This is a genomic window from Acidobacteriota bacterium (assembly GCA_012517875.1).
GTDB lineage: Bacteria > Acidobacteriota > JAAYUB01 > JAAYUB01 > JAAYUB01 > JAAYUB01.
In genome coordinates this window covers 1-22,030 of the sequence record JAAYUB010000135.1, presented here as the reverse complement: position 1 = coordinate 22,030, position 22,030 = coordinate 1, and the positions used below count along the sequence as shown (strand labels likewise).

19 protein-coding genes are annotated in these 22,030 nt (G+C 65.7%); 5 read left to right on the top strand and 14 right to left on the bottom strand.

Annotation, left to right across the window (positions count from 1 at the left end):
- The first annotated feature begins 670 nt into the window (after positions 1 to 670).
- Both GX414_13930 and GX414_13925 read left to right on the top strand, forming a co-directional pair.
- Complete coding sequence (locus GX414_13930; GenBank protein ID NLI48201.1) at positions 671 to 5,611, top strand: hypothetical protein; 4,941 nt, start codon at positions 671 to 673, stop codon at positions 5,609 to 5,611.
- A 467-nt stretch (positions 5,612 to 6,078) separates the two neighbouring features.
- The gene (locus GX414_13925; GenBank protein ID NLI48200.1) at positions 6,079 to 6,450 is read left to right on the top strand and encodes a hypothetical protein; all 372 of its coding nucleotides are present in this window, start codon (positions 6,079 to 6,081) and stop codon (positions 6,448 to 6,450) included.
- A 442-nt stretch (positions 6,451 to 6,892) separates the two neighbouring features.
- Here GX414_13925 and moaC read toward each other — a convergent pair whose 3' ends face one another.
- From moaC to pta, 8 genes are all read right to left on the bottom strand, one after another.
- A complete protein-coding gene (moaC, locus tag GX414_13920; GenBank protein NLI48199.1) occupies positions 6,893 to 7,372 on the bottom strand; it encodes a cyclic pyranopterin monophosphate synthase MoaC in 480 nt (159 codons plus the stop codon).
- 10 nt (positions 7,373 to 7,382) lie between these two features.
- Positions 7,383 to 8,852, bottom strand: coding sequence for an IMP dehydrogenase (guaB, locus tag GX414_13915; GenBank protein NLI48198.1), 1,470 nt, complete (start codon positions 8,850 to 8,852; stop codon positions 7,383 to 7,385).
- A gap of 41 nt (positions 8,853 to 8,893) precedes the next feature.
- On the bottom strand, positions 8,894 to 11,584 hold the full coding sequence (secA, locus tag GX414_13910; GenBank protein NLI48197.1) for a preprotein translocase subunit SecA: 2,691 nt from the start codon (positions 11,582 to 11,584) through the stop codon (positions 8,894 to 8,896).
- Between the two features lie 107 nt (positions 11,585 to 11,691).
- The gene (locus GX414_13905; protein ID NLI48196.1) at positions 11,692 to 11,964 is read right to left on the bottom strand and encodes a ComF family protein; all 273 of its coding nucleotides are present in this window, start codon (positions 11,962 to 11,964) and stop codon (positions 11,692 to 11,694) included.
- 15 nt (positions 11,965 to 11,979) lie between these two features.
- The gene (locus tag GX414_13900; protein ID NLI48195.1) at positions 11,980 to 12,390 is read right to left on the bottom strand and encodes a ComF family protein; all 411 of its coding nucleotides are present in this window, start codon (positions 12,388 to 12,390) and stop codon (positions 11,980 to 11,982) included.
- Between the two features lie 66 nt (positions 12,391 to 12,456).
- Positions 12,457 to 12,813, bottom strand: a complete 357-nt coding sequence (locus tag GX414_13895; GenBank protein ID NLI48194.1) for a TraR/DksA family transcriptional regulator — start codon at positions 12,811 to 12,813, stop codon at positions 12,457 to 12,459.
- 17 nt (positions 12,814 to 12,830) lie between these two features.
- A complete protein-coding gene (locus GX414_13890; protein NLI48193.1) occupies positions 12,831 to 13,304 on the bottom strand; it encodes a 23S rRNA (pseudouridine(1915)-N(3))-methyltransferase RlmH in 474 nt (157 codons plus the stop codon).
- A 255-nt stretch (positions 13,305 to 13,559) separates the two neighbouring features.
- Positions 13,560 to 15,818 (bottom strand): phosphate acetyltransferase, encoded by a 2,259-nt coding sequence (pta, locus tag GX414_13885; protein NLI48192.1) that lies wholly within the window; start codon positions 15,816 to 15,818, stop codon positions 13,560 to 13,562.
- 259 nt (positions 15,819 to 16,077) lie between these two features.
- On the opposite strand from pta, the gene GX414_13880 reads away from it, so the two are divergent.
- Both GX414_13880 and GX414_13875 read left to right on the top strand, forming a co-directional pair.
- Positions 16,078 to 16,521, top strand: coding sequence for a hypothetical protein (locus GX414_13880; protein ID NLI48191.1), 444 nt, complete (start codon positions 16,078 to 16,080; stop codon positions 16,519 to 16,521).
- Positions 16,522 to 16,623: 102 nt separating this feature from the next.
- Entirely contained in the window at positions 16,624 to 17,379 is a 756-nt protein-coding gene (locus GX414_13875) for a hypothetical protein (protein NLI48190.1), read from the top strand.
- 34 nt (positions 17,380 to 17,413) lie between these two features.
- Here GX414_13875 and GX414_13870 read toward each other — a convergent pair whose 3' ends face one another.
- Positions 17,414 to 18,061 carry a hypothetical protein gene (locus GX414_13870; GenBank protein NLI48189.1) on the bottom strand — a complete coding sequence of 216 codons (648 nt, stop codon included), beginning with the start codon at positions 18,059 to 18,061 and terminating at the stop codon, positions 17,414 to 17,416.
- Positions 18,062 to 18,381: 320 nt separating this feature from the next.
- Between GX414_13870 and GX414_13865 the strand changes: the two genes are divergently transcribed.
- Positions 18,382 to 18,870: a hypothetical protein gene (locus GX414_13865; GenBank protein ID NLI48188.1), complete on the top strand. Its 489-nt coding sequence runs from the start codon at positions 18,382 to 18,384 to the stop codon at positions 18,868 to 18,870.
- Between the two features lie 36 nt (positions 18,871 to 18,906).
- Here the strand turns inward: GX414_13865 and GX414_13860 are convergent, their stop codons facing one another.
- The 5 genes from GX414_13860 to GX414_13840 form a co-directional block, all read right to left on the bottom strand.
- Positions 18,907 to 19,680 carry a class I SAM-dependent methyltransferase gene (locus tag GX414_13860; GenBank protein NLI48187.1) on the bottom strand — a complete coding sequence of 258 codons (774 nt, stop codon included), beginning with the start codon at positions 19,678 to 19,680 and terminating at the stop codon, positions 18,907 to 18,909.
- A 132-nt stretch (positions 19,681 to 19,812) separates the two neighbouring features.
- The gene (locus GX414_13855) at positions 19,813 to 20,277 is read right to left on the bottom strand and encodes an NYN domain-containing protein (GenBank protein ID NLI48186.1); all 465 of its coding nucleotides are present in this window, start codon (positions 20,275 to 20,277) and stop codon (positions 19,813 to 19,815) included.
- Between the two features lie 20 nt (positions 20,278 to 20,297).
- Positions 20,298 to 21,488, bottom strand: coding sequence for an aminopeptidase P family protein (locus GX414_13850; protein ID NLI48185.1), 1,191 nt, complete (start codon positions 21,486 to 21,488; stop codon positions 20,298 to 20,300).
- Entirely contained in the window at positions 21,485 to 21,781 is a 297-nt protein-coding gene (locus GX414_13845) for a YkgJ family cysteine cluster protein (protein NLI48184.1), read from the bottom strand. The genes GX414_13850 and GX414_13845 overlap by 4 nt, the downstream gene beginning before the upstream one ends.
- A 78-nt stretch (positions 21,782 to 21,859) precedes the next feature.
- Positions 21,860 to 22,030, bottom strand: a 171-nt coding sequence (locus GX414_13840) for a hypothetical protein (GenBank protein ID NLI48183.1), incomplete at its 5' end; no start/stop codon positions are given.

Below are 22,030 nucleotides of genomic sequence, written 5' to 3'. Positions count from 1 at the left end.
TTCACCCCGGCGGGAAGTGTCCCCGGGTGACAGCATGCCACGGAAAAATGAAAATCGGTTACAGCCGAAATTCCTTGGATGTTACTCATGAATCATCATTTCCAGCAGTGGAGGTAAGTTTTAACCGGACAGCAGTGATAGTATTAAAACGCTGTTGAATCAATTTTGATCATAATCGCGCGGTTTCATTCATTCGTGGCAGTATCAGTGATTCTATCCGATCTCAACCACAGGCAGGATTGACCGGGGTAATACTCAGTCTGGCTGAGTGTGCCGGCAGGTTGAGGAGCGTAGGGGTCGCCTCCGGCAGGTTCGAGTGAGGCGGATTCACCGCGAAGATACGAAGGGCGAGATAAAACATGCATTGGGCCCTGGTTATTTCGGATGGTGAATCGTGAGACGAGAGACATCAGAGGTAAGACGCGAATCGTTAGACGAACGGGAAGCCCCGAACCACAAACCCCGAACCGCGAGACCCGATGTCCGATATCCGAAGTCCAATGTCCGTAGGTTGGGAACGAACCTCGCGCCTCAATGACAAATATAATCACGCGCCGAACGGCAACGGGCCACCGGTTCCGATTCCACACAACAAATGGCTTCTTTTAGGCGATAATTATATATACGTTCATCGGTTTCCAATCGGCTAGTCGAGGGCAGGAGGGTTCATATGCGGCGAGTACTCATTGTGCTGGTGCTGGTGGGCGCGATCCTGTCAGCGGCGGCAGTGGCGGGCATCAACGCTTGGAACACGAACGGCCCTTACGGCGGATTGATGATGAGCACCGTCGTCGACTGGCAGAATCCGAACGTGGTGTACGCGGCCTCGCTCGGGGGCGGCGTGTTCAAAAGCATGAACTGGGGACAAAGCTGGAGCACCGCCAACGCCGGCCTTACCGACCACCAGGCGTACTCCCTGGCCATGCACCCCAAGAATCCGCAGGTGCTGTACGCCGGCACGATGACGGGCGTGTTCAAGAGCACGGACGGAGGCACAACCTGGATCGACTCCAGCACGGGCTTCTCCGGCACGGAAACGTTCGATCTGGTCATCCATCCGACGACGCCGAACACGGTGTACGTCTCCACAAACGGCAACGGCGTCTTCAAATCCACAAACGGCGGCGGCAGCTGGAGCCCGGTCAACCAGGGTCTGACCGACCTGGGGATTTGCAGCCTGGCCATCAATCCCGTCAACCCGAACATTCTCTATGCCGGCACCCGCTACACCGGCGTGTTCAAGAGTTCCAACGGCGGGGGCACCTGGGTCCCCACCGGGACAATGGGCAACCCGGTAATCTGGGCGCTTACGGTGCATCCTGAGAAGGGCAACATCGTTTATGCCGGAACAGACGGCGGCGTGTACCACTCGATAGACGCCGGCGTCACCTGGACGGTGGTCGATCCCGATTTCACCTGGCCCAGCATCTACGACATCAAGGTTGACCTGGCGTCCGACACGATCTTCGCCACCGGCATGGGCGGGACGTACAAGTCCGTCGGCGGCGCTCCTTTCGAATTCGCCGGTTACGGCATGTACAATCCCGCTTGCATGGCACTGGCCCTGGACACCCGCAATCCGGGCACCGTGTACGCCGCCACCTGGGGCAACGGCATGTGGCGCTCCGGCAACGGCGGCGCCGGTTGGGTGGAGATCAACACCGGATTGACCGGCGTGATCGTGCACAGCATTGCGATCAGCCCGGGCGCGGGACAGACCGCCTTCGCCGGCACGGCGGGCAACCTGTTCCGGACCGACGACGGCGGCATCACCTGGCAGCTCATCCAGGGGATCGGCGACAACTTCGCCGACGTGAAGATCTCCCCGGTGGATCCCGACACCGTCTTCGCCGGCGGCATCTACGACATCATCCGAACCCAGGACGGCGGCGACACCTGGCACAGCGTCCGGAACAACCTGCCGGCGGGTTATGTCGAAAGCGTCGCTGTCCACCCGGCCAGTCGCGACACCGTCTACGTCGGGCTGGACACTCACGGCTGGACGCCGGAACCGGTGTTCAAGAGCAAGAACGGCGGCGACACCTGGGTGGCCGCCAGCACCGGCTTGCCGTCCGATTCGGCGACGGACCTGCTGCTGGTCCCGACGGCACCCAACGTGGTCTACGTGTCGTTCTGGTCCAACGGCGTCTACAAGACCGTCGACAACGGCCAGACGTGGGCGCCGGCCGCCGCCGGCCTCCCGCCGCTCTTCGCCATGGACCTGGCGATCCACCCGGTCCAGCCGAACACGCTGTACCTGGCCACCAGTGACGGTGTGTACCGGTCGACGGACGCCGGCGGCAGCTGGCTGCCCTGCAACGCGGGTCTGACCAACCTGTGGGTGGAGTGCGTCGAGGTGGATCCCCGATCACCGTCCGTTGTGTACGCCGGCACCTGGGACGGGCTCTGCGTCTCCACCGACAGCGGCACCACCTGGTCGCCGGCCGATCCGGCGTTCAATGAAATCGTCGTCTATGACATGGCGTTCGTCCCCCAGGTATCCCGGCTGGAGTACGCCGCCGCCGCCGGCGGCGTCTTCACCCGCCTCGTGGCGGACGATGCGCTCTACGTCCAGTACGCCTCGAGCCGACCGGGCGGCCTGGACCTGACGCTGCCCTCGCAGATCCTGCCCGCCGCCCCGCTCCTGCTGGCGCCCGGCCCGGATGCGTTCCCGGGGGTGACGACCGCCAATCCCGCCATCATCGAGATCCAGCTGCCGCCGGGAGCCTATTTGAGCCAGACGCTGGCCACCGGCACGCCGTACGACCTGATGTTGGAACCTCCCGGAAGGCTGGTCTGCCCCCTGGCCGTGTCCGAGTACCAGTTCAATCCGGCTTCGGGCGCCTATGAACCCAACGACGACACGTCCAGCCCGGCCGGCATCGGCCGACACGCCGTCCAGCTCTTCCGCTACATGGCCGGCGAGAGCAAGATCTGGATCCGCCTCACGGAAAATCCCATCAACTGGATCCCGGCCAAGGAGTCGAAGTTCCTCGGTTTCACTCTGGGCATCGGCGCCGGCGTCTGGCCGCCTAACGAGGCGAGCAACTGGAGCTCGGCCGGCCTGTACCAGCAGGCCAGCACCCAGTTCATCGCCGACGTGCGGAGTTATGATTTCGATTCGACGGACGGACATTTCCCAGTGACCATCCGGGCTTTTTACCAGAGTTCCGGCGCGGATGTGCCCAACTGGATCTATCCCGACATGGTGGACCTGTTCCAGTACGATCCGACCCAGGCGCCAGACCTGTCAGCCGCGGCGCAACTGGGAGCCACCATCACCGATTTCGCCACTGCGGACCTGGATCTGGACGGCCGTGAGGATCTGCTCACCCTCGACCAGAATAACCGCCGGCTGTTCTGGTCGTTTCGCCGCGCCGACGGTTCCCTGGGGAGCATGAGCTGGCGGGACCTGGGCGACTTCACACCCGTCACCCTGGACGCAGCCGACGTCACGGGCGACAGCCGGCCCGACCTGCTCATCGGTGACAGTGACGGATTCCTCAGAATCTACGACTGGCAGGATCTGTTTATGGCTCAAAAATCGGCCGGGCCGCTGCCGCCGGCCCGGACATTGGCGCTGGCGGGGACACCGTCCGACTCGTTGGTCCAGGATGTCAACGGCGACGGCAGTTCCGATTTTCTGTACACCGACCAGGCCGGCAATACGCTCAACCTGCTGCTCGGCAACGCGTTCACCAGCGGCGCCTCATTCGCCACCGGCAGCGGCCCCGTGGCGCTGGCCGGCGGCGATTTCGACGGCGACCTGGACCCGGACGTGGCGGTGGCCAACACCGGCGGGAACACGGTCTCGGTGTTCCGGAACTCCGGCGGCGGCACTTTCAGCCGGACGGAGTACACCATCGCGGGCACTCAGCCGGTGGACATCCAGTCGGCCGACTTCGACCGCGACGGCCGCAGCGACCTGTGCCTGGCACTGCAAGGCGACAAATCGATCGCCGTGTGGAAAGCCCAGGCGGGCGGAACGTTCAGCCCGGGCGCGGGCCAGAAGGTTTTTTTCCTCAACCGTCCCAGCGCCCTCCAGGCGGAAAACTTCGACGGTTATCATGGCCCCGATGTGCTGGTGGGCTTCGCCGACTACTACAAGCTGGCCCTGTGCGTCTCCGATGCGGGCGGCGCCATGGCCTATGCATACAGCATCAACACACTGGGCGACGTGGAACTGGACCCGGTCAACCATGTCACCCTGAGCGAGGACAACGTCCTGTCGGTGGCCGGCGGGAGCACCCTGGGCGGCATCTCGGACCGAACCGGTGCGGCGGCTCTGGCCGACCAGCCGTTCAACCTGGTCCACTTCCCCCGCAGCCAGGATCTGTCGTTTTCGGTGGTGAACCTGGATGCGCAGCCCGCGCTCCTGAACCTCGAGCTGTACGACGACACCGGCGCGTACCGCAAAAGCGTCACCGCATCCATCGCCTCGGGCACCCAGTACGCCCGCTACCTGGCGGACCCGAGCGTGCTGGGCAGCGACGCCGACAACTCCGCCCGCTGGGCCCGGGCGTTCATCACCCAGGCGGACACCTACGGCCTGTGGCTGGCCAACGAGGGCGACAGCATGACCTACCTCGACGGGCTGAAGCTGCCCGACGTCCGCGACGCGCGCACCTGCTTCGTCCTGCCGGCGGGACCGCCGGCCGGCGGTTTCGCGCGGGTGCTCCTGGTGAACCCCTCGCTCGCCCAGGCCCATATCACCGTCCGCTGGGTGGGCGGCGGCGCCGAGAAAGGGACGCTGGCGGTGAATCTTGCCGGTCGCGCCCGCCGGGTCATCGAGGTGGGCACGACCTTCCCGTCGATGGGTGCGGGGGATTTCCTGTTCGTGGATTCGGACCAGCCGGTGATCGGCTGCGAGCTCTACGGCGACGCGCAGAAGCTGGCCGCCGTCGACGGACTGGCGGTACCCGATACGCCCACCGTGCTGTACAGCCCCCACGCCGCGGCGGGTGATTTCGGCGTGGTTTACGAGTCGTTCCTGACACTGGTAAACACATCGGCGGGTTCGTTCAATGTCGCCCTGTCGCTGTACGGCGACAGCGGCAACCTGATCAGCACCGTCCCCGCGCTGGCCATGGCCGCCCGCTCCAAACAGCAGCTCAACGTGGCCACCCTCTTCGGTCTGGTCAACCCCACCTCCGGCTACATCAAAGTGGACCCGCAGGGCGGCTTCGGCCTGACCGGCGCCATCACATTCGGCGAGAGCGGCGCCGGCCGCTTCCTCTCCTGCCTGGGGCTGGTGACGCCGGGCGGTGACGACTTTCTCGTCGGGCATCTCACCATCGGGACGCTGGGCAGCGTGGCGTTCTTCACCGGCGTGAGCATCCTCAATCCGGACGCCACGGCGCAGTCGGTCCTGTTGACCGCCTACGACCAGGACGGCTTTCCGCAGGCGACCGCCACGGTCAACGTGCCGGCGCACGGCCGCTCGATTTTCCTGCTCGACCAGCAGATGCCCGATCTGGGCAGCATCTTCGGCGGCTATCTGATCATCGAGAACCAGACCACGCCGTCTTCAGGGCTGATGGTGTTCGCGCTGTTCGGCGACCAGCCGCTCAATTTCCTGTCGGCGGTGAACGCGGTGCCTGTCGGGGAGTGAACAGACAACAGTTAGCAGCAAACAGTAAGCAGAATAATCGTAATCGAAATCGTGATCGAGCCGTTTGAAGATTTTATAAGTTTAAAGGGTTGGAGGTTCGAAGGTTCACAGGTTCACAAGTTCACAGGTTCGCAGGTTCGCAGGTTCACAGATTGGCAGGTAAACACGTTTGCAGGTTTGATATTCGGGTTGAAATCGAGTTAAAGGGTTGAAGGCTGAAAGTTGTTAATGGTTGAGAAAGCTCATCTAGAAGTTGACCGCTCACGGTTCACGATTGACGCTTCCTGCTGAAAGTTGATCGCTGATCAACTCATCTTTGCTCGGATCTGAAAACCGATGCGGGGCATGGTGTAACCGAACCGCCGCTGCCGCGAATGCGGCGGGAACGCGGGAGCGGTCGATCAAATTGAGTTTAGGGAAACAGCGGGGTGCGAAGGTGAGCATGGGCAAGATGCGAGGAATGATTCGTGCGCGCGCACTGGTACTGGCGCTGGTGGTCGCGACGGGGCCGGCGCCGGGCCGATTCATCAGTGGCATTAGCAGGGCCATGGTCCGTACCTTGGCACCCGGACCCGACTGGCCGCGCCACCGGCCCCGATCTTGCCGCAATCATCGTCCGGACGCTGGCCATCGACCCGGGCTGGACCTCCACGCTCATGATCGGCTCCCCGAACGGTGTGTTCCGCAGCTCCAATGAGAGCAACTCGACGGTCAACGTGAGCTACGGGATCCCCACCGGCGTCATCACCCAGCTGGCCTACCACACGAACGGCACGGGCCTGCTGTTCGCGGTGACACCCAGCACCTGTGTGTTTTCCGCTGCTTCATCTGCGACCTGAACCTGGACGATGTTCTGAACCATTTGGACCTGTTGGAAATGAACCTGTTCCTGCCGTAAACCCGGTTGCGGCTGGTGGCGGGCGAGGGTGCGTCGGACGTGAACCAGGACGGCGGGGTCAACGTCGTGGACCTGCTGCAGATGAAACTGGCGCTGCGCTGACAAGTCCGGTTCGAAAGTTGGAAAGTTCAGAGAAGGTTGGGAAGGATTTAGAGTTGAGATGCGGCGTGATGATGGGTGAATGGGTTGATGGGAGGGGTGATCTGTTAAATAAACCTGGGTTCCAAGACCCGGGTCCCAGGTCCGATTTCCGACATCCGGTGTCCGCGCGACGAAACGAGCCGCTGGCCTCGAGTCTCGATTATGAGCCCGATTACGATTTCGAATTTCGAGCGCGAACCCTCAAACCTCAACTCTCAACTTTCAACGAATGGGGAAAAGCCTCAGGCTTCATCCGCGCGGAAGTCGCCGGAGGAGCCGCCTGATTTTTCCAGCAGACGCAGGTCGTCGATGACGATGGATTTATCCACCGCCTTGCACATGTCGTAGAACGTGAGCGCGGCCACGGCGGCGGCGGTGAGCGCCTCCATTTCGACACCGGTGGGACCGGTGCAGCGCGCCTCGGCCTCGATGGCCACCCCGTCGGCGGCCACGGCGATGCGGACGTCCACGTGGCTGAGCGCCAACGGGTGGCACAGGGGGATGAGTTCCGGCGTCCGCTTGGCCGCCAGGATTCCCGCCACCCGGGCCACTTCGAACGGATCCCCCTTGGGCAGCTTCAGCTCCCGAACCTTGGCCAGCGTCTCGGGTCGCATCCGCACCCGCACTCCGGCCTTCGCCGCGCGGGCGGTGGCGGGCTTGGCGCCCACGTCCACCATGCGGCTGCGGCCCTCGGCGTCCCAGTGGGTGAAGTCGTCGGCCACGGTCGGCCCCTCACTCCTTCGATTCCACGCGGTAGTTGGGCGCTTCCTGGGTGACCACCACGTCGTGGACGTGGCTCTCGCGGTGGGCGCTCGGGGTGATCTTGATGAACCGGGCCCGCTCGCGGAGCGCCGTCAGGTTTTCGCAGCCGCAGTAGCCCATGCCGGCACGCAGACCGCCGGTAAGCTGCGGGATGAGGGAGCGGAGGCTCCCCTTGTACGGCACGCGCCCTTCGACGCCCTCGGGCACCAGCTTGCCGGCCTCGGTGCCGGCCTGGAAGTAGCGGTCGGCGCTCCCCTTCTTCATGGCGCCGATGGATCCCATGCCGCGGTACGCCTTGTAGGAGCGGTTCTGGTAGAAGATGAGCTCGCCGGGACTCTCGTCGGTGCCGGCGAACAGCGAGCCGATCATCACCGATTCGGCGCCGGCGGCCAGCGCTTTGGTCACGTCGCCCGAGTACTTGATGCCGCCGTCGGCGATCACAGGCACGCCGTGGCGGGCGGCCACGCCGGCGCAGTCCATCACCGCGGTGATCTGGGGCACGCCGGCCCCCGAGATGATGCGGGTGGTGCAGATGGAACCGGGGCCCATGCCCACCTTGATGGCGTCGACGCCCGCATCGATCAGCGCTTCGGCGGCGGCGGCGGTGGCCACGTTCCCCACGATGAGCTCGACGGCCGGAAACCGCGCCTTGAACTTGCGGGCCGCTTCGAGCACGCTCTTCGTGTGGCCGTGGGCGGTGTCGATGGAGATCACGTCGGCGCCGGCGGCCACCAGCGCCTCGGCCCGCTCCATGGTGTTGGCGGACGCGCCGATGGCCGCGCCCACCAGCAGCCGGCCGTGGGCGTCCTTGCAGGCGCTGGGGAAGGCCATCATCTTCTGGATGTCCTTGATGGTGATGAGGCCCTTGAGGTGGAAGTGCTCGTCGACGATGAGGAGCTTCTCGATCCGGTACTGGTGCAGGAGCTTCTTGGCCTCCTCCAGCGTGGTGCCCACGGGCGCCGTCACCAGCCGCTCCCGGGTCATCAGGTCGGCCACCCGCGCTTCCATCCGCGTCTCGAAACGGAGGTCGCGGTTGGTCAGGATGCCCACCAGTTTCGGCCCCTCGGTCACCGGGATGCCCGAGATCTTGTACTTCTTCATCAGCTCCAGCGCGTCGGCCACGCGGGCTTCCGGGGCGATGGTCACCGGGTGGAGGATCATGCCGGAGACGGAGCGCTTGACGATGTCCACTTCGTTGCACTGCTCCTCGATCGTCATGTTCCGGTGGATGATGCCGATGCCGCCCTCCTCGGCCATCGCCTTGGCCATGGCCGCTTCGGTCACCGTGTCCATGGCGGCGGACAGCAGCGGGATGTTCAGGCGCAGGTTGCGGGTCAGGCGGGTGGAAATGTCCACGTCGCCGGGCAGCACGGCGGAGTAGTCGGGCAGCAGCAGCACGTCGTCGAACGTCAGGGCTTCCTTGGCGATCTTATCCATCATATCGGTTCCTCGCGCTTTGGGAATCTCCCCCTCCCGGCGGCTCACTGCTTGCCGCAGCAGAACTTGTACTTTTTGCCGCTGCCGCACGGGCACGGATCGTTGCGGCCCACCTTGGCCTGCTTGACCACCGTCTTCACCTTGGCCGGCGCGGCCGCGGCGGCTTCTCCGGCGCCGCTGTAGGACAGCGCCTGGTCGGCGGTCTGGCGGCGTTGCTGCATGTGCTCCTCCTGGCGGTCGGCCACTCGGGCCTCCACCAGCCAGAGCAGCCGCACCGACTCCTCCTCGATCCGGTTGAGCAGGTCGTTGAACAGGTCGAAGCTCTCGCGCTTGTACTCCACGAGGGGGTCCTTCTGGCCGTAGCCGCGCAGCCCGATCCCCTCCTTGAGGTGGTCCAGAGCCAGGAGGTGGTCCTTCCACTGGGCGTCCAGCACCTGGAGCATGATGTAGCGCTCCAGGCGGCGCATGAACTCGGGCCCGAGCTGCTGTTCCTTGTCCTCGAACACGGCCAGGACGCGGGCGCGCAAGGCGTCGACGAATCCCTCGCGGCGCTCGAAGGCGCCCGGATCGATCCCCGCCGTCTTGAGGTCGAGGCCGAACTGCGAGCGCAGGTTCACATCGAGGTTGGCCGTGTCCCACTCATCGACGCGCTTGTCGGCAGGGGCGTAGGTGTCGACGAGCCCGTCGAGGATGTCGCCGGCGACCTCGATCACATAGTCGCGCTGCTCCTTCCCCTCGAGCAGCTCGCGGCGCATCTTGTAGATGGCCTCGCGCTGCTTGTTTATCACGTCGTCGTACTCGAGGAGGTGTTTGCGGATCTGGAAATTATGGGCCTCGACCTGCTTCTGCGCCTTCTCGATCTGGCGGCTGACCAACCGGCTCTCGATGGGGACGCCCTCGTCCATGCCCATGCTCTTCATGAATCCTGAGATCCGCTCGCCGCCGTAGATCCGCATCAAGTCATCCTCGAGGCTCAGGTAGAACCGCGAGGAGCCGGGATCGCCCTGGCGGCCGGCGCGGCCGCGGAGCTGGTTGTCGATGCGGCGCGCTTCGTGGCGCTCCGTGCCCAGGATGTGCAGGCCACCGGCGGCCTTGACGCGTTCGTGCGCTTCGGCCACCTGGGCGCGCATCTGCTCCACCACCGCGTGATATTCGTCGGGGGGAACCTCCCGCCAGTCGAGCTTGCGCTTCTTGAACTCCTCGCGGGCCATGAACTCGGGGTTGCCGCCAAGCAGGATGTCGGTGCCGCGGCCGGCCATGTTCGTGGCGATAGTGACCGCGCCCACCCGGCCGGCCTGGGCGACGATCTCGGCTTCCTTCTCGTGGTACTTGGCGTTCAGTACGTTGTGGGGAACGCCCTTGCGGGTGAGCATCTTGGAGATGTGCTCCGACTTGTCGATGGTCACGGTGCCCACCAACACCGGCTGCCCGGCCTCGTGGAGCTCGATGATCTCGTCGACGATGGCGTTGAACTTCTCGCGCTGGGTGCGGTAGATGACGTCGGGGTTGTCGTTGCGGATCATCTCCTTGTTCGTGGGGATCTCGTTCACCTCAAGCTTGTAGATCTTCCAGAACTCCTCGGCCTCGGTGGACGCCGTGCCCGTCATACCGGCCAGCTTCTTGTACATCCGGAAGTAGTTCTGGAAGGTGATGGTGGCCAGGGTCTGGTTCTCGCGCTCGATCTTGACGCCTTCCTTGGCCTCGACCGCCTGGTGCAGACCGTCGCTCCAGCGCCGGCCGGGCATGAGGCGGCCGGTGAACTCGTCGACGATGACCACCTGGCCGTCCTTGACCACGTAGTTGACGTCACGCTGGTACAGGTTATGGGCGCGCAGCGCCTGGTTGATGTGGTGCTGCAGGTCCATGTGGACGGGGTCGTACAGGTTCTCGACTCCCAGCAGCTTCTCGGCCTTGAGGATGCCGTCCTCGGTCAGGGTGACGGTGTGGGCTTTCTCGTCCACCAGGTACTCGACGTCGCGCTTGAGTTTGGGGACGATCCGGTCGATCCGGTAGTACTTGTCGGTGGACTCCTCGGACGGGCCCGAGATGATGAGCGGCGTGCGTGCCTCGTCGATGAGGATCGAGTCCACTTCGTCGACGATGGCGTACCAGTGCGGGCGCTGGACGCAGTGCTCCAGCTCGAACTTCATGTTGTCGCGCAGGTAGTCGAAGCCCATCTCGTTGTTGGTGCCGTAGGTGATGTCGAAGCGGTAGGCTTCGTAGCGCTCGCGGTCGTCCAGGTCGTGGACGATCACGCCGGTGGTCAGCCCGAGCAGCCGGTAGATGGGATTCATCCAGTCCCGGTCGCGGCGGGCCAGGTAGTCGTTGACGGTGACGATATGGACACCCCGTCCGGCCAGAGCGTTGAGATAGGCGGGCAGCGTGGCCACCAGGGTCTTGCCCTCGCCGGTCTTCATCTCGGCGATCCGGCCCTCGTGGAGCACCGCGCCGCCGAGGATCTGCACGTCGAAGTGGCGCATGCGCAGGGTGCGCCACGCGGCCTCGCGGACCGCGGCGAACGCCTCGGGCATGATCTCGTTGAGCAGCGCCTTGCGGGCGTCATCGTCCTCGACTCGGTCGAGGCGCTCGCGGAATGCCGCGGTGAGGGCGGCGAACTCCTCATCGCGCATCGCCTTGAAGCGGGGTTCCAGATCGTTCACCTTGGCGATCACGGGCCGGAGGCGCTTGAGCTCCCGGTCGTTCCTGGTGCCGAAAATAAGGGAAAGGATGTCCATTGGTGCAACCTGCCCCGGTGGGGGGAACGCAAACTGTAGCACGATCGCCACGGACTGTCAAACGCTCCGCTCCGCGCGGCCGGGCGCGCCGACCGGACCGGCCGGGGCTACGCCAGCGGCACCCGGGCCAGGGTCAGGACGTGGATCGTCTCCACCCCCGCCTCGGTCAGGGCGCGGCAGGCGTCGTTGACCGTGGCGCCGGTGGTGAAGATGTCGTCCACGAGGAGCACCGCCGCCGGGACGCCGCGGCGCAGGCGGCGGACCCGGAAGGCGCCCCGGATGTTGGCGGCGCGCTCCGCCAGCCCCAGCGACGACTGGGGCGGAACCGCCCGGACCTTGCGCAGCAGCCGCCGGTGGGGCAGTCCCAGGCGGCGGGCCACCGCGCGGGCCAGCAGTTACGCCTGGTCGTACCCGCGCTGGCGACGCCGGCGCGGGTGGAGGGGCACCGCGGCCACGCACGCCCCGGCTGGAAGGCCGCCGTCCAGGCGGGCGGCGTCCGCGAGCAGGCCGGCCAACGGCCCGGCCAGCCGTGACGCGCCGGCGAACTTGAACTGGTGGATCAGCTCCCGCAGGGCGCCGGCGTATTCACCCGCGGACCGCGCCCGGTCGAACAGAAAGGCGGTGCCGCGGCAAGGCGGGCACAGCGCCTGGGGCGTGGCCAGCGGATAGCCGCAGCGCGGACACATCACCTTGTCCGGACGCGGGCGGAGCGGCGCCAGACATTCCCGGCAGACGCCCCGCTCGTCCGGCTGGTCGAGGAACGAGCGGCAGAGGAGGCAATGGTCCGGCCAGACCAGGCTGGCCACGGTGTGGAAGAAACGGGCAATTAGTGATGAGACGGCGGGGACGGCGAAAACGACCCTCTCCCGGTGCTATTCCCTCAGGGTACCTTTCTCTTTCTTTTCCTGGCAGCCGATGCAGTATTTGGCCCAGGGGACGGCGTTGAGGCGCCTGGCTTCGATGGTGATGCCGCACGCCTGGCAGCGGCCGAATCGGCCCCGCTCGATCCGGGCGAGCGCCTCCTGGATGAGTCGCAGCGTGTTCCGGTCGGCGCTGCTCTTGTTGAAGTAGAATTCCTTGTTGTAGGCGCTGGAGGCCACGTCAGCGATGTCGCTGGGATCCTCGTCCACTTCGCGCCCGGAGTTGTCCGCCTCCTGGACGCTGTCGAGGAGCGCCTGCTGCTTCGCCATCAGAGCCTTCTTGTATTTTTCAAAATCTTTCTTTTGCATCCCCTCTCCATCTCCTTTCATTTGTGATACGGCACACGGTGCCGAATGGTGCACGCCCGGAACAGCTGCTCGGCGAGCACCAGCACGGCCAGCTCGTGCGGCAGCGTCATGTCCGAGAGCGACAGGACGAGATCCGCCCGCTCCAGGATCCGGTGGTCCACACCGAGAAAACCGCCGACCACGAAGGCCAGTGGGCGGTTGGCCGGCTCGGCGGTCCGCTCCAGCCAGCGGCTGAAGGCGACCGAATCGAGTTGTCGCCCGCCCCGGTCCAGCACGACGCAGAGCGATCCCGCCGGGATCTGGGTCAGAAAGCGTTCGGCTTCTTCGGCCCGGATGCGATCGCCGGCCCGGGTTTCGTCGGCATACCGCGATTCTTTCAAATGGACCACGCGGAACGGGTGAAAGCGTCGGATCCGGTCCGCATAATCCGCCACGAGCGCCGCCAGGTCCCGGTTCTTGAACTTGCCGATCATCAACAGCTGCACGTGCATGCCCGGCGGAAGCCCCAAAAAGATGACACAATATAATGACAGCCACGAGGGTTGTCAACCCTTTTCGGACTTCAATCCTGCCGGCTCGAACACCCGGGGATCGACTCGAGGCTCGAGACTCGTTCTCCGTTTCTGAGGTCGCAGCAACATCCTCAACTCTGTTCACGAACCCCGAGTCCCGAGCCTCGAGCCTCGAAAAGAAACGGCCGCCCCGCGTGCGGGGCGGCCGGGGAGAGGCGTCGGCGCCGCGGCGAGCTACATGTGCTTCGAGGCCACCGCGGTGATGGAGGTCAGGTTGACGATCTCGTCCACGGTCACGTTGTGATGCATCACGTTGACCGGTTTGCGCATGCCCAGCAGGATCGGGCCGATGGCGTCGGCCTTGCCCAGGTGCTGAACCAGCTTGTAGGCGGTGTTGGCGCTGAACAGCTCGGGGAAGATGAGCACGGTGGCGTCGCCCTGGATCGCGGAGTGGGGGAAGTTCTGCTGGGCCAGTTCGGCCACCAGCGCGGTGTCGGCCTGCATCTCGCCGTCGATGACCAGGTCGGGCCGCGCCCGGCGGGCCAGTTCCACCGCCTTCTGAATTCGCAGGATGTCGGCGTTGACCACGGAGCCGAAGTTGGAGTAGGACATGAAGGCCACCTTCGGCTCGATCTCGAAGTAGCGGGCAGCGTCGGCGCTCATGACCGCGATCTCAGCGAGCTCCTCGGCGGTGGGATTCAGGTTCACGGTGGTGTCGGCCAGGAACAGGATCGGATCCTTGAGGATCATCATATAGAGGCCGGCCACGCGCTTGGCGCCGGGCTTGAGGCCGATGATCTGCAGCGCCGGCCGGATGGTCTCGGGATAGGAACAGGTCAGACCGGAGACCAGGCCGTCGGCCAGGCCCTGGTCCAGCAGCATGCAACCGAAATAGACCGGATCCTGCATGAGCTTGCGGGCGGTGCGGGGTGTCATCCCCTTGTAACGGCGCCGCTCGGCCAGCAGTTCAGCGAACGACTCCGCCCGGTCGGACTTCCGGGGATCGATGATCTCGTAATCGTGAAGTTCCAGGCCCAGCTGGGCGATCTTGTTCTGGATGACCTCCTGATTGCCCAGCAGCACCGGGGTGGCGATGCTCTCGTCCACGATGATCTGGGCGGCGCGCAGGATTTTGTCCTCCTCGCCCTCGGGGAAGACAATTCGCTGCCGCTTCTCCTTGGCCTTGTTGATGACGACGCGCATGACCTTCTTCGAGAAGCCCAGCATCATCTCGAGCTGCTCGCGGTACTTCTCGATGTTCTCGAACGGCTTGGTGGCCACGCCCGTGTCGATGGCCGCCTGGGCCACGGCGGGCGCCTCGTAGAGCAGCACGCGCGGGTCGAACGGCTTCGGAATGATGTACTCGCGGCCGAACGTGAGCTTGATGCCGCCGTAGGCCTTGATGACCGAGTCGGGCACGTCCTCCTTGGCCAGCTTGGCCAGAGCGTGCGAGGCGGCGATCTTCATCTCGTTGTTGATCTTGGTGGCCCGCACGTCGAGGGCGCCGCGGAAGATGAACGGGAAGCCCAGCACGTTGTTCACCTGGTTCGGGTAGTCGGAGCGGCCGGTAGCCATGATCACGTCGGGGCGGGCGGCCTTGGCGTCCGGATAGGTGATCTCCGGGTCGGGGTTGGCCATGGCGAAGATGATGGGGTTCTTGGCCATGGACTGGACCATCTTCTGGGACACCATGTCCTTCGTCGACAGGCCGAAGAAGACGTCGGCGCCTTCCATGACCTCGGCCAAGGTCCGGGCGGTGGTCGTTGAAGCGTACTTCTCCTTGTATGGATTCATGCCTTCCTTGCGACCCTTGTAGATGACGCCTTTCGTGTCCAGCATGACGATGTTTTCACGCACGACGCCCAAGTCGCAGAACATGTTGGCGCAAGCGATGCCGGCGGCGCCGGCGCCGCAGACAACCAGGCGCACCTGGCTGATGTCCTTCTCGACGATCTCCAACGCGTTGATGAGCGCGGCGCCGCCGATGATGGCGGTGCCGTGCTGGTCGTCGTGGAAGACGGGGATATTCATGGTCCGCTTGAGCTCCTCCTCGATGAGGAAGCATTCGGGCGCCTTGATGTCCTCCAGGTTGATACCGCCGAAGGTGGGCTCCATGAGCTGAACGGCGCGGATCACCTCCTGCGGGTCGTGGGTGTCCAGCTCGATGTCGAACACGTCAATGTTGGCGAACCGTTTGAACAGGACGCCCTTCCCCTCCATGACCGGCTTGCCGGCCAGCGCGCCGATGTCGCCCAGGCCCAGCACCGCCGTGCCGTTGGAGACCACCGCCACGAGATTGCCCCGGCTGGTGTACTTGAAGACGTCCTCGGGGTTCTTTTCGATGTGCAGGCAGGGGATCGCGACGCCGGGGGTGTACGCCAGCGACAGGTCCCGCTGGGTCAGGCAGGGTTTGGAGGAGATCACCTCGATCTTGCCCGGCTGCCCGAGTGAATGGTAATCCAGTGCTTCCTGCTCACGGATCTTGGCGCACATAATGCCTCCTTGCGTGGCTCAATGAATAGTTCAGAAATGCATGTAGACTAAACGCATTCTATCTAAACCGGGATGGGTTTGGAAGCAGTATTTGAGCCGGACCATCCCCCCAAAGCCGGCCTGCGGTGGACCGACGATCCAGGAGCCCGACCGGCCGGTGGATGCCCGCTTCGGCCGCAGTCACGACAACCGGCTGCCGTGGTGAAATATTGACGGGCGCCGCCAAACAACGCGGTGATTTTCACAGAGGGACGCCGCCTTGAACTGGCTCTACTACATTCCGCACGTCTGGGATTCACCCGACGACCGGACCATCTGGGAGGATGTCTGGCTCCTTCCCTGCTGCCCCCGCCGTGTGGAAACTCACTCCTCCATCTGGCTCACCATCGACGCACTGGGTCCCTACCCCGACAAGAAGGACAAGGAGGGTCTCGAGGACTATTTCCCCCGCCTCCGCCGTCTCGACGGCCGCGACTACGTCATCGACCTGCCCATCTGCAACATGTATGTGCGCGCCGCCAACTTCAACCTGGAGGAACTTCAATTTTACACCGAACTTTTCATCCTCGACGCCTTCAAAGATCCCGACCCCCGCCTCGTGCCCGGCCGGTTTGAGGACTTCGCCGGCACCAACGCCCACGCCCGCACCATCGCCGCCATCGCCGGCAAAGTGTCCACCGAGGGGGAGAATTTCCGAAACTGAGGCTGGCGTTTCGGAACGCCATCGGGCTTGACATCGATCCCCGCGCCGATAAACTTTGATAGCGACACCTTGGCGGATGGCCGCCTGCTGGAGGAGCGCACGATGCCCGACACCCCCCCCGCCCCGCGTCCCGGCACCCTGAGTTGTCCCCAATGCGGCGCCGAGGCCGCGCCGGAGAGCGTCCGCTGCGCCTATTGCGGTTCGTCGCTCGCCACGGTGGCCTGTCCGGAGTGCTTCGGCGCCCTGTTCGTGGGCATGGCCCACTGCCCCTGGTGCGGCGCCGCGGCAAGCCGGGAGGTCGCCGCGGCGGCCGTCGGCGCCTGCCCCCGCTGCGCCGCCGGGTTGCACCGGATCCGGGTGGGTGCCGCCCACGTGGACGAATGCGCCGCCTGCGGCGGCCTCTGGATCGATACCGCCAGCTTCGAGCGCATCTGCGCCGAGCGCGAGGAGCAGGAGGCGGTGCTGGGCACGGCGCAAGCCCCGGCCCGGGCGCCGGACGCGGCGGCGGCCGGCCGGCACTACATCCCCTGCCCCGTCTGCGGCAAGCTGATGCACCGGACGAATTTCGCCGGCTGCTCCGGGGTCATCATCGACCGCTGCAAAACCCATGGCACCTGGTTCGATTACCAGGAGCTGCAGAAGGTGATCCGGTTCATCCGGGAAGGCGGTCTGAAAAGGGCCCGGACCAAAGAGAAGGAGCGCCTCGCCGAGGAATCCGCCCGGATCCGCCGCGAGCGCCTGGAGCTGGAGGCCCGCCGGTCGTCCGACCGCAGCCGGGGTTTTGTGGACGAGCCCGTCGACCGCGGCGGCCCGGACCTGGAAGACATCATCGACGTCGTCCGTCGTTTGTTCCAGTGATTCGCTTCGCACGCGGCCGATCGCGCCCGCGCCACTACCTGGCCAGCAACTCCAGCGCCTGCCGCAGTTCGGCGGCGCGGTGGGCGTACGCCGCCTCGACTTTCACCGCCCGGGCTTGCAGCTCAGGCGCGGCGAGAGCGCCGGCGTCCCACGTCAGCTCGGCGGCATCCGACATAAGGTTCCGGAAGATCGCCCGCACCAGCCGGCCGCCGGCGAAATAGGCCCGGATCTCGGTGGCCGGGGCGATGTCGGTGAGCCCGGTGGCGCATAGGTCCGGTCCCTGGGCCAGCACGAAGCTCACCGCGCCGGCGACGTCATAGTAGAACACGGCGGTGCCCGGCCCCACCGCCGGCAGCACCCGGCGCAGCGCCACCCGCCGCAACGCGAACGGCGCGGCATACGGGTCCCGTTCGAAATCGGCGTCGCCGCCGCCCTGGTAGTGGACCGTATATTCCGTCGGATTCTGTCCGCCGCCCAGCTCGAACCGGCACTGACTGAAGAGCCCTTGCGCCACCCCGTCTTCGATCATCCGGTAGTTCTGCCGGACCGTCTCGACGGCCGCGGAAACGGGACTCGCCTGGGCGATCAGACCGGCGGCTGACACCAACAGGAACAGCGCGGCCGACACCAATCGGAAGCAACCGGCCGGCACGGGCGGAGCGGAGCGTACGCCGTTGGTCATGAGTCCTCCATCATACCGGTCATCGTCTGCGACTCGGTACGGATATTAGACGTAGTAACCATTGTTTTTCTTGAATTTGGTTTGTGGCAACCGGGCTTGAACCACCTGACGGAATAATGTAAAATATAGAAAATTTGGCAGTTAAAGGAACGCTGTGGATCCCGTTGTTCATGTGGCACATTCTTTCGAAGAGGCGCGGGCATGGGAGATCGAACAAGAAATTCGCCTGACGCCCGCCGAGCGTCAGGCCATCGCCAGAGCGCTCAGGGAACGGGCATTCGGGACGAACGCTCCCGATGTCCGCGATGCGCCCATCGTCTATGAACGCCGCTCACTTCTCGACTGATATCCGCGAATTCATCAGGCTGCTCCATCAGCACGACGTCCGCTATGTGATTGTCGGCGGCGAGGCGGTCATTTTTCACGGCCATGCCCGGCTGACCGGAGACATCGATTTTTTCTACGAAGCGTCAACAGACAATGCCGAACGGCTATACCGAGCGCTCTCTGAATTCTGGCATGGCCGTGTGCCTGGAATTCAGACGGCATCGGATTTACTGGTCCCGGGTATCATCTTCCAATTCGGGCGACCGCCGAACCGGATCGATCTGATGAACACCATCACGGCAATTCCGTTTTCCGAAGCGTGGGACACCCGCGTGATCGCCCACACGGACATCGGCGATCGGCAGATCCCGGTTCATTATCTGGGTGCCGCGTGTCTGATCCGGAACAAGCAGGCTGTCAACAGGCCCAAAGACCTGGACGATCTGGAGTTTCTGTTCGAGGCTTTCCCGGATTTAAAATAAGCCATCCATCCGTTGGATGACTATCTCCCGATTCATTCAGACTGCACCGCTCGCCGCCCGGCGGGCGATGACCAGCATCTCGAAATCGTCAGGGGTGAGGGGCCTGTTGTGATCGAAGACGCCGGTGTCGCACCCCCGGATCTCGATGTCGGTGAACCCGGCCGTCGCTAGCAGCCAGGCGATCTCGCTCGGAGCGTAGAACCGCTCGTCGGTGGCCAGCGTCCTGGTCCGGCCGGAGTCGTCGATGACCGCGACGGTGGAGCGGTCCCGGAAGGTGAGCAGGTCGAACGCGCCGGCCTGGGTGGTCACGCCCGACGGGTGCTGGTCGAGGAACTCCTTGACCGAGTGGTACAGGGGGAACAGCGCGTTCAGCGTGGTCAGGATGAAGGGAGCGCCGGGCGTGAGCGCCCGCGCGGCGCAGCGCAGGATCTCGAAGTTCTCGGCATCGGTCGCCATGAGCGGGAACGCCCCCTCGCAAATCAGGATGGCCGCGCCGAACGGGCGGGCGAAGCGGAAGCGGCGGGCGTCGCGGCGCTCGAAGCGCACCGTCACGCCGGCTGCGCGGGCCTTGGCCCTGGCGCGGCGAAGCTGGTCCGCCGACAGGTCGATCCCGGTCACGGTCCAGCCGCGCCGGGCCAGCTCGATGGCGTGGCGGCCGGTGCCGCAGCCGATGTCCAGAATGGTGCGGGTGCGGTCGTGTCCCAGCTCCGCTTCGATGAAGTCGCACTCGGCCACGGTGCCCCGGGTGAACACCTCGCGATCATACGACTCGGCGTAGTTTTCGAACAGCTCCTCGTACCACGGTTTCATGGGCAAGCTCCTGGGGGGATGTTGAAGGTTGATGGTTGATGGCCGCGTTCGTGCTCGCAAGTCGGAATCGTACTCAAGGCTCGATGACGATGATGAGTACGAGCACGAGTACGAGCACGAGTACGACAGCGATCAGTCGTCGTCGGTGCGGCCGCTGAAGTAGCTCTCCCAAAACGCTACGTCCACCGGGCCGGTGTCGCCTTTGGCGCCGGCGGTGCGCCCTCCGCCGGAGGTCAGGCGGTCCAGAAACTCGTTCACGCCGGCCACCCGCGCCCCCAGGCCGCGGGCGGCGGCGGCCAGCGCCCGGTCGTCGGTCACCACGGTCAGGTCGCGGGGGTTGCGGGCGGCCCGCACCCGGGCCAGGATCCGGTCGTCGGCGGAGCGCGGAGCGGCGAATTCCACTCGGACGGGGCCGAGCGCAACGTCGCCGGCGAAGTGCGCGTCCGGCGCTCCGTCGAACACCACAGTGAATCGCCCGCCGCGCCCGGCGGCAAGCGTCGCCAGCGCGGCCACCACGCCGCGGCGGTCGGTGGGCCCGCCCAACCCGCGCGCCGCCGCGCGGCCCATCAGGTTGTTGCCGTCCACCAGGTACGGCATGGTCTCCGCTCCGTTGCGTCTCAACCGACCTGCATCAGGCCGAGTTCCAGGGGCGTCACCACCTCGCCGCCGCCGGCGCCGACGACGATGGTGTCCTCGACGCCCACGCCGCCGTCGTCGAAGATGATCTTGGGCTCCACGGCGAAGACCATTCCCGCCTCCAGTGGTTCGGTGAAGCGCCGGGCCAGAATGGGCACCTCGTCCATCTCCAGCCCGATGCCGTGCCCCAGGAAGCGGACCTTGTTCTCGCCCCGGTTCATGAAGTGCTCCGCGTAGCCGGCCGCCGCCGCCTCGTCGACGGCCCATTGGTACAACTCTTCGGGCACCGCCCCCGGCACCAGTCGGCGGGTGACTTCAGCCAGGATATGGACGCAGAAATTATGGGCGTCGACGAAGCGCCGGTCCAGCGGTCCGATGTGGTAGGTGCGGGTCATGTCGGTCAGGTAGCCGGCATAACCGGCCGTGGAGTCGGCGATCACCGGCGCGCCGGTGCGGATCACGCCGCTGCCCGCCCCCATGGGCGCCAGGTAGTAGCGGCCCGGCTGGCCGATGGGGCCGTCGAAGGCGGTGTCCACCGCCGCCGACGCGCCGCACGCCACCACGCCCCGCGCCTCGGCGTTGAAGCCGCGGGTGCGCCCGGCGGCCTGGTCGCCCGCCAGCCGCATGGCCAGATCCAGCCGCGCCTGGGCTTCGTACTCGGGCATCCCCTCGCGCAGGATCGTGCGCAGCGCCGCGAACCCGCCGGCCAGCACCCGGCCGCTGACGCGGACGCGCGCCAGCTCCCGCGGCGATTTGAGGCTGCGCAAGCGCCGCAGCGCCGGGGCGATGTCGGCGTGTTCGGCCGCGGGCCAGACGTCGGCTACGAGCCGCCGGTACCAGGCCACGGGGAGCACGTCTTCCTCGAAGCCCACCCGTCGCCAGCCGGCCAGGCCGGCGGCCGCGATCGCCGCCGGCAGCTTGCCCATTCCGGCCACCGGCTCGGGCTCGCACGGGCAGCCGCCGCCGATCCGGCCGCGGCCGCGCCAGACGAAGAGCCGCGGCGCGCCCGCCGCCGGCACCAGCAGCGCGCCCTGAAAGGCGGCGTCGGTGAGCCAGACCCGGTCGGCCCGCTGCAGCACGATGGCGCCGTCCAGCCCGGCGCCGGCCAGGGCCGCCTGAAACCGCTCCAGCCGCCCCGCCAGTTCTTCCCGCGGAAAACGTTCGTCGGTCATGATGTCTCCTGTGTTCGTGAATCGGCCGCAGCACCCGCGGCCGGCGCGGTCAGCTGCTCCAGCCGGGCCAGCCAGGCCAGCGCTTCGGCCGCGCCGCCGCCGCACATCTCGGGCGAAGCCCGGAGGCTGACGCACACCGCCGGCCGCTCGGGGCGCCCCCAGAGGCGGCAGCGGTTGTCGGGCGTGAGCTGGATGCAGCGCACCCCGGCGGGCTTGCCGCCGGGCATCCCCGGGATCGGCGAGCTGATGGACGGGGCGATGCAGCAGGCCCCGCAGCCGACGCGGCACTCCATGTTCGGAACCTCCCGGGCCCGCCGCAGGCGGCGGCGCCGAACGTATTGTAGCAGAAGCGAACGGGCGGCAGGATGCGGCTATTTCAACAGGGCGGCCCAGTCCGCCGGCAGCTCGATCAGGTAGGTGTCCACCTGGCTGGTGCCGCTGCGGCCCCAGTTGGAGCCGAATAGGATCCGGGTGAGGTCCCGGTTGACTGTGGCGTGCGGCTCGGCCCAGTAATCGTGCTCCTGGTCCACATAGAGGGTGTG